The 12,500-nt window shown below is 39.4% G+C and carries 12 protein-coding genes; 3 read left to right on the forward strand and 9 right to left on the reverse strand.

Features of this window, described 5'->3' with window-relative positions; translation table 11 throughout:
* Positions 1–42: 42 nt before the first annotated feature.
* From ltaE to AB4153_RS16395, 3 genes are all read right to left on the reverse strand, one after another.
* Positions 43–1,068, reverse strand: a complete 1,026-nt coding sequence (gene ltaE / locus AB4153_RS16385; protein ID WP_371998150.1) for a low-specificity L-threonine aldolase — start codon at positions 1,066–1,068, stop codon at positions 43–45.
* Between the two features lie 150 nt (positions 1,069–1,218).
* On the reverse strand, positions 1,219–2,043 hold the full coding sequence (locus AB4153_RS16390; protein WP_102529040.1) for a mechanosensitive ion channel family protein: 825 nt from the start codon (positions 2,041–2,043) through the stop codon (positions 1,219–1,221).
* Positions 2,044–2,065: 22 nt separating this feature from the next.
* The gene (locus tag AB4153_RS16395; RefSeq protein ID WP_371998151.1) at positions 2,066–2,599 is read right to left on the reverse strand and encodes an OmpA family protein; all 534 of its coding nucleotides are present in this window, start codon (positions 2,597–2,599) and stop codon (positions 2,066–2,068) included.
* Between the two features lie 609 nt (positions 2,600–3,208).
* On the opposite strand from AB4153_RS16395, the gene AB4153_RS16400 reads away from it, so the two are divergent.
* Positions 3,209–4,717, forward strand: a complete 1,509-nt coding sequence (locus tag AB4153_RS16400) for a peptide MFS transporter (RefSeq protein ID WP_371998152.1) — start codon at positions 3,209–3,211, stop codon at positions 4,715–4,717.
* A gap of 166 nt (positions 4,718–4,883) precedes the next feature.
* Here the strand turns inward: AB4153_RS16400 and AB4153_RS16405 are convergent, their stop codons facing one another.
* Both AB4153_RS16405 and AB4153_RS16410 read right to left on the reverse strand, forming a co-directional pair.
* Positions 4,884–6,029: a response regulator gene (locus AB4153_RS16405; protein WP_102529037.1), complete on the reverse strand. Its 1,146-nt coding sequence runs from the start codon at positions 6,027–6,029 to the stop codon at positions 4,884–4,886.
* A 51-nt stretch (positions 6,030–6,080) separates the two neighbouring features.
* Complete coding sequence (locus AB4153_RS16410; protein WP_102529036.1) at positions 6,081–6,860, reverse strand: VacJ family lipoprotein; 780 nt, start codon at positions 6,858–6,860, stop codon at positions 6,081–6,083.
* A gap of 329 nt (positions 6,861–7,189) precedes the next feature.
* Here AB4153_RS16410 and AB4153_RS16415 point away from each other — a divergent pair, with 329 nt between their 5' ends.
* Together AB4153_RS16415 and AB4153_RS16420 are read left to right on the forward strand one after the other, a co-directional pair.
* Positions 7,190–9,274: a hypothetical protein gene (locus AB4153_RS16415; RefSeq protein ID WP_371998153.1), complete on the forward strand. Its 2,085-nt coding sequence runs from the start codon at positions 7,190–7,192 to the stop codon at positions 9,272–9,274.
* A gap of 26 nt (positions 9,275–9,300) precedes the next feature.
* The gene (locus AB4153_RS16420; RefSeq protein WP_102529034.1) at positions 9,301–9,600 is read left to right on the forward strand and encodes an EscU/YscU/HrcU family type III secretion system export apparatus switch protein; all 300 of its coding nucleotides are present in this window, start codon (positions 9,301–9,303) and stop codon (positions 9,598–9,600) included.
* A 30-nt stretch (positions 9,601–9,630) separates the two neighbouring features.
* On the opposite strand, the gene AB4153_RS16425 is transcribed toward AB4153_RS16420, so the two are convergent.
* The 4 genes from AB4153_RS16425 to AB4153_RS16440 all read right to left on the reverse strand — a co-directional run bounded on the left by AB4153_RS16425 (position 9,631) and on the right by AB4153_RS16440 (position 12,488).
* On the reverse strand, positions 9,631–10,029 hold the full coding sequence (locus tag AB4153_RS16425; protein ID WP_229369224.1) for a DUF2802 domain-containing protein: 399 nt from the start codon (positions 10,027–10,029) through the stop codon (positions 9,631–9,633).
* Positions 10,030–10,136: 107 nt separating this feature from the next.
* Entirely contained in the window at positions 10,137–10,631 is a 495-nt protein-coding gene (locus AB4153_RS16430; protein WP_102529032.1) for a chemotaxis protein CheW, read from the reverse strand.
* 8 nt (positions 10,632–10,639) lie between these two features.
* Positions 10,640–11,713, reverse strand: coding sequence for a chemotaxis protein CheW (locus tag AB4153_RS16435; protein ID WP_371998154.1), 1,074 nt, complete (start codon positions 11,711–11,713; stop codon positions 10,640–10,642).
* A complete protein-coding gene (locus AB4153_RS16440) occupies positions 11,697–12,488 on the reverse strand; it encodes a ParA family protein (protein WP_102529030.1) in 792 nt (263 codons plus the stop codon). Before AB4153_RS16440 ends, AB4153_RS16435 begins: the two co-directional genes overlap by 17 nt.
* Positions 12,489–12,500: the final 12 nt, after the last annotated feature.

Below are 12,500 nucleotides of genomic sequence, written 5' to 3' on the forward strand. Positions count from 1 at the left end.
TAACATCGCACAAATAAGATACAAGGCTCTTTTAACGTGACATTACTGAACTGTTACTTGAGGAAGACATTTTTTTAGCACATCAACAAATGTCAGTACTTCCTGTCGACTGATATCTTTATGAGTGACAAAACGAAGTGAATAGGTCGCGCTAATTAATATGCCCTGCTGAGATAGTAATAAACTTAAATGATTAACATCAAAACGCTTATCTAATTCAGCAAACACCATATTTGTTTGAACTTGGCTAACATCAACACTAAACTCGGGCATTGCCATTAAGTGTTGAGCAAGCAGCGCTGCATTATCATGATCTTCAGCCAATCTTTCAACTTGATCAGTAATGGCCAGTTCTGCTGCAGCAGCGATAATGCCAGCTTGACGCATACCACCACCCAACATTTTACGCCAACGAACCGCTTTGTTAATTAAACGCTCATCACCCAATAAAATTGAACCAATAGGCGCAGCTAAGCCTTTTGATAAACAAATCGACACTGAATCAAAATATTGGGTAATTTCACTGATCTGCACATTTTGAGCTACGGCAGCATTTGCCACTCGAGCTCCGTCTAAATGTATTTTCAAACCGCGATTAAAGGCTAATGCCTGAGCATCTGCTAAGTATTGCTGCGGTAACACTTTACCACCAATAGTATTTTCAATGCTTAATAAACGCGTATGGGCAAAATGAACATCATCTGGTTTAATCGCAGCTTCGATATCTGCCAGTAAAATGCTGCCGTCAGCCTGATTATTAAGTGGCTGAGGTTGAATACTTCCAAGCACGGCTGCCCCACCACCTTCAAACTTATAATTATGGGCTTGCTGGCCACACAAGTACTCGTCTCCGCGCTCACAATGACTCATCAAGGCCAATAAGTTTGCTTGAGTACCCGAGCTGACAAATAAGGCGCTATCGAAACCAAATCGTTCTGCGGCCATATCCTGTAAACGATTAACGGTAGGATCGTCGCCATAAACATCATCACCGACTTCAGCTTGAGCCATGGCTTTTCGCATCGCATCAGTTGGTTTTGTCACAGTATCACTTCGAAAATCTATCATGTTTATACTCAACTACATCAAGCTCGTTTAAAAGCAGTTTAAATTTATAAGAAAGCCATTCTACCTTAAAAAATATTACCCGCGTTGAGTTAAATTTCGCAAACAAAAAAGCCAGCATTTAATGCTGGCTTTTCTTCCGCTCATTCAATATTACTGAGCTGGCATATTTTTAATTTGTAGATCCATTTGCGGGAATGGAATCTCAATGTTAGCAGCATCTAGAGCATTCTTAATCTGCTCTAGTAACTCAAAATGAGCTGGCCAGTAATCGGCAGTGTTAACCCATGGACGAACCACAAAGTTAATAGAACAATCTGCTAGTTCACCTAGTGCAACAGTGTATGCAGGATCTTTAAGAACATATTGATTATTGTCTAATACAGAAGAGATAACTTTCTTGGTTGCTGCGATATCTGAGGTGTAACCCACACCGATCACTAAATCAACTCGACGTGTTTCTTTAGTCGAGTAATTAGTAATAGTGCCATCCATCATCGCTGAGTTTGGAGCAATAATGGTCTTGTTATCGCCTGTGCGAAGTTTAGTAGAGAAAATAGTAATTTCTTCAATCACTCCTGCTACACCAGCGGCTTCAACAAAATCACCTACACGACAAGGGCGGAAGATAACCATCAACACACCAGCGGCAAAATTTGACAATGAACCTTGAAGCGCCAAACCAACAGCAAGACCAGCAGCACCAATAACAGCGACCAGAGATGCAGTTTGAACGCCTATCTGCCCTAAAGTTGCAATGATGGTAAATACAAACACCAATCCCCAAACTAAATTGCCGACAAAAGATGCCACTGTTTCATCAATCTTACGACCGACCATCACTTTCGTGGTTAATTTTTTAGCCACGTTTGATAAATATTTACCAATAATAAATATCACAATTGCCATGACGACTTTCAAGCCGTACGTCACGATAAACTCAGGGGCTTGAGCCATCAAACCTTCAATATTTTCCATTGTCTTACTCCCTTAATAAAAATTATTTTTCTACTTTAAATTCTACACGTCTATTTAATTGTCTTTGTTGAGCCGTTTTATTGTCAGCCACTGGTTCGAGGCTGCCCTTTCCCTGCACTGCTAGCGAGCTAGGCTCAAAAGCAAATTCATCCACTAACACTTTTTTTACTGACTCAGCTCTTTGTAATGACAGGTTCAAATTAGTTTGCTCAGATCCAACATCATCCGTATGACCAACTAATAGAAGCCCTTTACCTTTTTGTAAAATAGGTATCATTTGCTTTATCGCTGCCAACTGAGTTGGTAGAACATTTGCCTGAGCAAAGTCAAAATACACTTTAAGTGAGCTATTTTGCGCCGAATTTTGTTCAATTGGATTATTGGCAATTGCTAGTTCAGTGACGTCTTGGCACCCATTAGCTAACACCAATATCCCAAGAGGTGTATCCGGACAAGCATCTTTTTTATCTGGCACACCATCTCTATCAGTATCTACCCATGCGTAACTGGAGCTAATAAAACTTAAACAAACGAACAAGACTAATATTTTTCGCATGATTCAGCCCCTAATTCATTAGTTTTTAACCAACATACGGTTACACAAAAGTTAATTATCTTAACCTTGATAGCTTTTAGCAGTATAAATCCAATGGGTTACATTTTATAGATTTGTTAACACTTTTGAAAGCGTTTACCAACAACTTACATGAGTATAGGTTCAATACTGAAACGCGCGAATTGATGAAGTGTGTAGAAGTCACCTATTCTCAATCGTTTATGAAAAAATCTAACCCCGACTTTACCTTGAAGGTTAACACTCACAATAAAACCCAAACCTCAACATACGTATCAACAACTTTGCGAACAAAGGTGATTTAGAGCAAGTATTTAGTTCGCCGAATACCCCACTACCATTGACTTATAAGGGCTTTAAAGGGTATATAAGGTGAGCTTTTTATGGTTTTAATGATTAAAACTGTAAAAAGACGATATTTAATATAATAAATAAACAACAAAGTGATTAATTTTATAGCAACTAAATTGAAACAATAACAGGCCACAGCCTGAAAATATCAATACGTTTAAATTAATTACCATTGCAGACAACAATTTCTGTGGCGACCTTTGTCCCGCAGGCAATCACAAGCTTAAGGTGGAAGACTAAATGAGCAATGCAAAACCACAGGGGACCATGCTTGGTCATCCCAAGGGGCTTTTCCTGCTGTTTACAACAGAACTCTGGGAAAGATTCAGTTATTACGCAATGCGCGCCATTCTGGTGCTATATCTAGTCGATAAAGTGCAAGGTGAGGGAGGACATGGTTTAGGATGGACAAGTGCCGATGCACTCTCTCTTTACGGTACCTTTACTGGTTTAGTCTATTTAACCCCTCTAATGGGTGGTTGGTTAGCTGATAACATACTTGGACAACGTAAAGCAATTTATATCGGTGGCGCTTTGATGGCCATTGGCCAATTTACGCTCGCTTTTCCACATAGCTGGATACCTGGCTCAGAAACAATAGCTTTCTACATAGGTCTGTTTACTCTCATCATTGGTAACGGTTTATTCAAGCCAAATATCTCAACTATGGTTGGTGACTTATATGAAGAAGGCGATCATCGTCGTGATGGTGCATTCACTATCTTCTATATGGGTATTAACGTAGGTGCAGCGCTTGCAGGTTTTGTAGTTGCATGGGCTTATACAACATTTGGTCAAACAGTTTTATTCGAAGGACAAGAAGTTTTCATTAATAACTGGCAAGCAGGTTTCTTCTGTGCTGGTGTTGGCATGGTGTTATCTTTAATCACTCAGTTCATTTTTGCACAAAAGCTTCTTGGCGATATCGGTCGATATCCTTCAGCTAAAATGGAAAAAGACAGAAATGAAGCCGCTGGTGAAATACGTAAAGAGCCACTAACAAAAATCGAGCGTGACCGTATTAAAGTTATTATGATAATGGGTCTATTTACCATTATTTTTTGGGCTGGTTTCGAACAAGCTGGTGGTTTGTTAAATTTATTCACCAACGACTTTACAGACCGCTCAATCGGCGGCTGGGAAGTTCCAACGACTTGGTTCCAGTCTCTTAACGCTATCTTCATTGTCGTTTTTGCTCCCGTATTGGCGTCTATATGGATTCGTCTTGGTAAAAATGAACCTAACTCGCCAGTTAAGTTCGCACTCGGTTTAGTGCTACTTGGCATTGGTTTCTTATTCATGATTGGTGCTGTACTAGAAATGGACGGTGATGCTAGTGCTAAATCAAGTATGTGGTGGCTAGTAGGTGCATACTTCTTCCATACAATGGGTGAGTTATGTTTATCTCCAATCGGCCTTTCAATGGTGACTAAATTGGCTCCACTGCGTATTGCATCATTAATGATGGGCGCATGGTTCCTATTCGTTGCAATTGCTAATAAAATTGGTGGTATTGTCGGTTCATTTATCGGACATGATGGAACTAAAGAAGAACAGTTAGCCAATGCTATGGGGATCTTCGCAGGTATTGCTATCACCTCTGCGGTATCAGGTATCATTCTTTACTTCATGGCAGACAAGCTTGTTGACTGGATGCATGGCGCAGAAGGGCACAATGAAACTGAAGAAGAAGCATTAGCTGAAGAAATTGCAGTTACTGCTGAGCACGAAGCGATTAAACCTAGCTAATTTGTTAGATTAACGCTGACTAAAAAAACCTCGCAATTGCGAGGTTTTTTTTGAATTATTGTTTGTGATTTTATCCAATACCCTATTAACGTTATCTTTGATAAGCGAATAAACCTATCAAGTACAGGCGTTTAGCCTTCAAACGAAGATAATTAAACGAAGATAATTAAACGAATTCTAATTCAATAAAACCACCAGCAGGTAATTCTTCATCATAAAACAAACCATCAAATTGGTTATTCATTAAGCGGTTGCGATGATGAGATATATTACTGGCGATACAAATTTTCTCATTTGGCATTAAGGTTCTAAACTGCATGCTAGGTTTATTCCACTCAACTGTACCGAGCTGTAGAGACTCTGAAATAGCAAGCGGAGCCAACCCTGTGCCATTTCTCAAATAACATCGTAAACCTCCACCAGCCTGCCCTATCGCAGCTCTGTAGTGAGTTAACTCGACAGCCACATACACAATATCTACATAGAGGTTTAAGCCAGAGTTAACCATCCTGTCATTGAGATAGCTCAACATACTAAATGGTTCGACTAACGTGGTGCTCAAACCATTACGAAACAGTTTCAACTTCTGATTAACGAAGCTTCTGAGTAATACACATCCAAATGCGGCGCGATTATCTTCAGGATGAAAATGTGCCATATACATAATTAAATGGTTATCACCCACCATGGTTGAATCAATAAAATAAGCGCTGACGTCACTGTTTTTACACAAGCTATAATGGATCTGAGCGGTAGGATAACTCACATTAGACGCTGGAAATAATTGCTGCTGAACACTTTTAGCCGCTTCTGCGTTGTGTTCAAGTAGGGTAAAGTTATCTGCTAACTCTTGATAGGATAAATCTTGGCTCATATTGGCAGCGGAGTTAATTACAGCGTGACTATCACTAAAATCGATAGCGCCTAAGTCGGTATTAGCTGGAGAGATAGCTTGTTCTATTGCTTGTTCAATAATCTTTAAATCTGCAACAGGTTTAACCAGATAATCACTCGCACCGTATCTCAGCGCTTCAACAACATCAGCCATAACATTATTGCCAGAAATAACAATCGAAGGAATTGCGGGGTTTATTTTAAGAATTTGTTTTAACATGCCAAGTCCACCAAGCCTTGGCATACTCAAATCGGCAATAACAACATCTACGGTATGTGATTGAAACTCACTCACCCCTTCGTCGCCATCACAAGCTTCGAATACAACCGCACCTTGTTGGATTAAAAAGTCAGCCAATAATTGTCTAAATACTGAATCATCTTCAACTAAAAGCACTGAGACATCTGTTAATGCCATACCACTCCTTAGGCAGCTAACTGCCGAAGACGTTGTCAGGCTTCGGCAGTGTTACTCAAGTTCTGATAGATATTCTTCGAGTAACTCATCGTCATCTTGTTTAGTTGGCACATTGCCATCATAAACTTTGTAATCCATATGTTGAAAATAAGCTTCTTTGACAAAGGTATATGGATCAAGCGCATTATCTAATAAGCGTTCTTGATCAATAGCGGAAGCACGGGAATCAAGATTCTTTAATCCCCATTTTAAAATAGATTGCCACAACAAGAACTCTGATAACGGAAAGTATAGACCATCAACCCAATCTGTCGCGAGTTCTCTTGTCACATATGGTCCAAAAAATGGTGCCATAAAATAAGGCCCGTTAGGCACGCCGTAATAGCCTAAGACTTCATTGAAATCATCCTGTTTTCTGACCATGCCCATCATGTCAGCGACATCAACAACCCCTAATAGTCCTAGTGTAGTGTTAACAGTAAAGCGTCCACCAGCATTGGCAGCCCACCCCCACTTACCTTGTAAAGCGTTATTAACTAATGAGCTAGGTTCTTCAAAATTACGTACAAAATTATTAACGCCAGACTTAACAGGTGATGGGAGATAATCATTATATCCATGAGCAATAGGGCGGAATAAATGCTTATCTAAAATAAGATAATTGAAGTCCCACATTGCACGGTTAAACCCTTCAATCGGATCCCGTGGGTCATTATAGACCATCTCTACTGCAGGCTTTTGGCTCGCTTCACTGGCAGCGATTTCTTCGGCTTGAATTGATGCAGAAAAGCAACCCAACAACAAAGAAAGTAACATCCATTTATACTTCATACATCTCTCTTTACGGGAACAATTTATGTAAACGTTTTACAATAAATATAGTACTAATACGTTTAACCCACTTTACTGAATCACTATCTAATACAGAAAATTGATTCAATGATTAACCCAAGAGCAAACCTATAAACCATAAGTTGCAAATAATAGTAATTAACCCAAAACGTTAAAGCTTGATTACTGCAAGTCGATAAAGGTTGGTATTAAGCGAATTACACTCAGGAAGTCTTGTTAAGTAATTATCGCTAAGAATACTGCTGAAGCTTGATAGATCAACAATTAATTTGTAATAGAACATATTTAAAGGTGATAGTAGATTTAAAATGACATCAATGAAACTGCCAGCATCGACAGACAAACCGGCGTCTAAAACCTCAAAGTTAGACTCGCAAGCTTCTCATGTCTTAAAATCGACAGTGAATACAAATAGCAAAACTGCGCAGCTCAACTATCAAGGGACTAATTCAAATGTATCTAGCCCCGCTGAACAAACATCTGTAGCTCAATCGCCTGTTAAAGATAACTCCAGTACATTGCCAGCCAATGCAGTATTATTACCCGTTAAAATGCTTATTAATACGCCAAGCACTTCGGCCAACTTATCTAAAACGGATGATAGCTTTAACCAAAAACCTGCAATCGTCACTATCACTATTGAAGGCAATAATTTTCAATTTAAAGCCAATGAACAAATAATCAAACTGATCCAAGCGGGTGCTAAGGGGCTGTTGAGTACTGACAGTATTAGTCAGCTTCAAAACATCGTTTCTCACAAAATTAACACTTCTAGCCAGCAGCTTTCAGCTCAATTGGTATTAGTGTCTCAAGCCATCAAGTTAAATCTACCCACAGAGATTGTTAACTTAGCACAATCAAACGGGGTAACATCGCAACAACTGTTAGCATTAGCCACACGCCCTCAAGGGTACCCTTTACCTTTAGTTGAGTTAAATGCAAACCGGCTAATGTTTGAAAATGGCACGAATGTGATAGTGTCGCCTTTAACTAAACTGCCATCAGGGCTTAACCTTGCTACAGTGACTCAATTAGCTGGTCAACTTCAACTAAGCTTGAGCCCAATAAAGTTAATCGACAATGTGTCACTAAGCCCTACAAACAATGTTCCTGTTACACAAGTTAAACCACAATTGAGTAATATGGTGTTCAGTAAACACGAGCCTGTTCAATTATTAACGCAATATTTAAAAAACCTTGAACGCATACCCTTGGTTAATGAAAAAAGCCCGTATTTAGTAGAAAATAAGCCTATTGCCAGCGAGTTGAATCGTCAATTACCACAAAATTTCAATGCGCTTGTACAACAGCCTTTTACTGCTCAACGTCTTGAAAAGTTAAGCCAGCAACTTAATCAACAATTGGCTAATCAAATCAATGGCCATAACAGCTTAACTAAAAGTCAGTTTAAACAATTACAAACACTGGTTAATCAAAACTTACTAAAACCCGAAAGTGTATTGGCAGAGAAACAAGTAAACGAAGTTAAGTTACTCATCTCAAAACTCAACCCAAGCCCCCTTACGTCTGAGTTACGTAAGCCTGGGGGAACAGTTAAATCACCTTTTGAGGTATTGAATCAAAACTTATCTAAAGCTGGAGCGATGCCAATACAAAAGGCAACTAGTGAAGTTCAACAAAACCTAGCATCTCAACTTATAAAACTGATCCCAAGTTTGGATCTATCGCCGTTAACTGAACTTGCCAATCCTTCATTACTTAAAGCTGAACTCAAAAGTCTGACGAGTTTAAATCTGGCTCAAACCACGCCAGCTAATATCAACCTTTCTGGTGGTGCTATTACCACATTATTTCAGCTTTTACTCGGTTTTAAACTAACAGCAAACAATACATCCATAAGCCCGCGTTTACAGTCATACATGGCAAAACTGCAACAAAAGATAGCCAAGACTGCATCACTTGCGCCGCAGCTATTATCGGCTTTAGATAAAGCAGGCAGCCTTGAATCAATGGGAAAACTGGCTAGTAGCATTTCGCTTTATCAACAAAGCAGTGATGCTAACCAAAACTTAACTTGGTATTTTGCTTTACCCTATTCAATAGGGCAAAGAGACGAGCAGCTAGAAGGGAAGTTCGAAAAACAACCAGGTGAAGATAATGAAGACAAACAACAAAACTGGCGCCTGCAGCTTAAGTTTAATTTAGCCCAAGGACCTATTCTAGTTATGGCGCATAAACAAGGGGAATACTTAGACCTCACATTCACAGGCAATGACACCCAAGTATTATCTAAGGTTGAGCAATTCCAAGCCTCTTTAATGGATAAAATCCAACAAGCAGGGTTACAAGCAAGAGAAATATCGACCTTGGTTGACCATGTCCCACCCACTCTTTTACCAGGCGATCATTACTTGGTCAAAACCAATGCTTAACCAAATTGATATTTAAGGTATTTAAGATGACTGACGTAAAAAAGGCTGTAGCACTAAGTTTTGATGGTAATAGTGCACCAACGATCACAGCAACAGGCAAAGATTTGGTGGCTGAAGAAATTATCTCATTAGCTAAAGAAGCCGGGGTATATATTCATCAAGATGAGCATCTCAGTCACTTCTTACAGTTACTCGAACTCGGTGATGAAGTCCCAGAAGAACTCTACACGTTAATTGCAGAGCTTATTGCATTTGTTTATATGCTCGATGGTAAATTCCCTGAGCAATGGAACAACTTACACCACAAAATTATCGACAAAGCCTAAACTCACCAATGTATAAGTTGCTTAAAGGCATTATTTTTTATGTAAACGAATAATTAATTCAGCTTCGGCTTTAGGTAGCTCACACTCTTGCATTAATTCTTCTATTCCAGCACCTAACCCAACCATCTTAAGCGCTCTAGAGTACATTTTTGACTGAGGGTCTTGCTGGCTTGCCTCTTCAATTAACTCTGACTGTTTACCTATTTTCTGTTCAAGCTCTACCACTCGTCGGCCTACACCAATTGTGCCACTGCGCAATTCTTGTAGTTCCTTTTTGACGGTTTCACGTTGTCGATCGTTTTCTTTAACTAATACAGTTAACGCATCAACTTTGCTCTGAAGTTTTGTTGTCTTTTTACTAAAGAACATCCAAATGACTGCACAACTAACAACATAAACAGCGATAACAATGAGCAACTCTTGCGACATTTATTTTCCTTAGTAATACCAATTCCATCAAACGGATTTAATTTAAGGTATTAAAACACAAAAGCCAGCAAAAAATAATGCTGGCTTTCATCGACAATCAAAAATCATTATAACTGGGTAATTTCAGCCCATTCATCATCTGATAATAACTTGTCTAAATCGACCAAAATCAATAGTTCGTTATCTCGATTGCTTACACCTTGGATAAACTTAGCGCTTTCTTCAGTACCGACATTTGGCGCATTATCAATCTCTGAACGGCGTAGATAAACCACTTCAGCAACACTATCGACTAAAATACCGATAACTTGTTTTTCAGCTTCAATGATCACAATTCTTGAGGAATCATCAACCTCTGCTGCATCCAATCCAAATCGTGAACGAGTATCAATGACGGTAACGACATTACCACGAAGATTAATAATACCTAGTACATATAAAGGTGCACCTGGCACTGGCGCTATTTCGGTATAACGTAACACTTCTTGAACTTGCATTACGTTAATACCATAGGTTTCATTATCTAGCTTAAATGTCACCCATTGTAGTACTACATCTTCTTTACCTGCAGCAACTGCTGCAACATTTCTTGAGTCTGTCATAAATAACCTCAGTCAATCGAATCTTGACAACCTAATCCTGCATCTAGCATTTCGATAAGCGCTTGCACGTTCAAAATACCACACATTTGTTCTTTTACTACACCAGCAAGCCAAGGGCGCTTACCAGGTTTTTCACGCCAATTTACGTGTGATTTATCTATTCTTACTGCATTCACCAAGGATTCGCATGCGAGCCCCCAGTTACTGTCTTCAAGCATCACTAGATATTGATAATCTATACTGTCAGCCAATTCTTGAGTATATTTTTCAGGCATTACCCAGCGGCAACTATCAACAACATTCACTTTCTGTTCACGTCGAGTTTGCACACCTAAAAACCAATTAGGGCGGCCAATCAAATGATTTATATGTTCTATTTTAACAATACCACCCAAACTTACCAATGGTACAGCTAGGGTTAACCCCGCAACATTGAAAAATAAAACTTGAAACTCATCATCCAGGACATCTTGTAAATTTCCCGTAATACTGGGTGGTACTGATGATTTCTGTTGTTCTTCAACATTAAGCTCAACTTCACTGACATTAACTTCAGCTTTATCAAAGCTTATATCGGCTGATATTTCAGGTTCTTTATTGTTTTGCGAAGATATAATTTTAACGTCATCAACCGCTGACTCTTGAACAACGGCTTTCTCAAGTTGCAATCTAACCTGCTGAGCTTTTAATTTAATCTCATCTTGAACTTGTTGCGCCGACTTATCAGACGCCGCAGAATCGATTTCGCCGATGTGTATAGACTTGCTTTCAGGTTGCTTAACTTCTGGCTTTGACACAGCCGACAACAATTTGGAAAGTGCAGCTTTATCGACTTGAGGCTCAGCAAACGCTTTTGTGACTTCTTGCTGCTGAGGAGCTACTTTTTTAACCACCGCACCCAAGCTATTATTTATATGCGGTTTTTTGAATGTTTTACTGTGTTGTTTTTTTAAACTAACCGAATTACTGTTCGACGCTATTGGTGCTGGCTTATCTTCAGCCGGCGTTTGAACCTCTTTAGTGGGCTCTTGTAGTAGAACAGAGAAAAAATCAAAAACAGTCTCGTCAACCGATTTTGACATGCTTAAACTCCTTCGCGAGCAAGAAATCCAATAAACGGTTGTACGCCTTCATACCACGTGAGCTTGGGAAAAAGTGAGATACGGGCACATGAGCTAAACTGGCATCCCTAAACTTAGTATCCACAGGAATAACATCAGGCCATAAGGTATCAGGATAAGTTTCTTCTAAGGACTTAAGGGCTGTAGGTGAAGCTTTTGTGCGTCGGTCAAACATCGTTGGCAAAATAGTAAAACTATAAGAGGTTTTTTTAGAACGCCCCATTAACCCCATTGTTTTTACCATACGCTCTAAGCCTTTAATCGCTAAAAACTCTGTTTGCACAGGAATGATAATATGCTGACTAGCCGCAAGTGCATTAACCATTAATACGCCTAATATCGGCGGGCAATCAATAATGGCAACATCATATTTATCTTCAAGCAATGAGGTGACATTGCGAAGTACCAGTCCCATTCCTTCTTGATGTCCCAATGCTCTATCAAGTGTAGCTAAAGCCATGGTAGCAGGAATTAAATCTAGCCCATCAATTGATGTAGGCACGATGTGTTTCTCAACACCTTCTAGTGTAAGGTTTTTATGAGCCAGAAATATGTCATAAAGTGAGCTTGGAACTTGCTCTGAATCAATACCGAGATAATAACCCAGTGAAGCATGAGGGTCAGTATCAATCATCAATACCCTCTTCCCACGCTTAACTAATGCACCAGCAAGACTGGCCACTGTCGTGGTTTTTCCCACACCACCTTTTTGATTAGCTATTGTCCAAACTTTCAAATCACGCCTCGC

The sequence above is a fragment of the Shewanella sp. 10N.286.52.E4 genome (assembly GCF_041468785.1).
Taxonomy (GTDB): domain Bacteria; phylum Pseudomonadota; class Gammaproteobacteria; order Enterobacterales; family Shewanellaceae; genus Shewanella; species Shewanella electrodiphila.

Coding starts and splice junctions, on each gene's coding strand:
- ltaE (WP_371998150.1), bottom strand. CDS start 1,068: ATGATAGATTTTCGAAGTGATACTGTGACAAAACCAACTGATGCGATG.
- AB4153_RS16390 (WP_102529040.1), bottom strand. CDS start 2,043: ATGGAAAATATTGAAGGTTTGATGGCTCAAGCCCCTGAGTTTATCGTG.
- AB4153_RS16395 (WP_371998151.1), bottom strand. CDS start 2,599: ATGCGAAAAATATTAGTCTTGTTCGTTTGTTTAAGTTTTATTAGCTCC.
- AB4153_RS16400 (WP_371998152.1), top strand. CDS start 3,209: ATGAGCAATGCAAAACCACAGGGGACCATGCTTGGTCATCCCAAGGGG.
- AB4153_RS16405 (WP_102529037.1), bottom strand. CDS start 6,029: ATGGCATTAACAGATGTCTCAGTGCTTTTAGTTGAAGATGATTCAGTA.
- AB4153_RS16410 (WP_102529036.1), bottom strand. CDS start 6,860: ATGAAGTATAAATGGATGTTACTTTCTTTGTTGTTGGGTTGCTTTTCT.
- AB4153_RS16415 (WP_371998153.1), top strand. CDS start 7,190: ATGACATCAATGAAACTGCCAGCATCGACAGACAAACCGGCGTCTAAA.
- AB4153_RS16420 (WP_102529034.1), top strand. CDS start 9,301: ATGACTGACGTAAAAAAGGCTGTAGCACTAAGTTTTGATGGTAATAGT.
- AB4153_RS16425 (WP_229369224.1), bottom strand. CDS start 10,029: ATGTCGCAAGAGTTGCTCATTGTTATCGCTGTTTATGTTGTTAGTTGT.
- AB4153_RS16430 (WP_102529032.1), bottom strand. CDS start 10,631: ATGACAGACTCAAGAAATGTTGCAGCAGTTGCTGCAGGTAAAGAAGAT.
- AB4153_RS16435 (WP_371998154.1), bottom strand. CDS start 11,713: ATGTCAAAATCGGTTGACGAGACTGTTTTTGATTTTTTCTCTGTTCTA.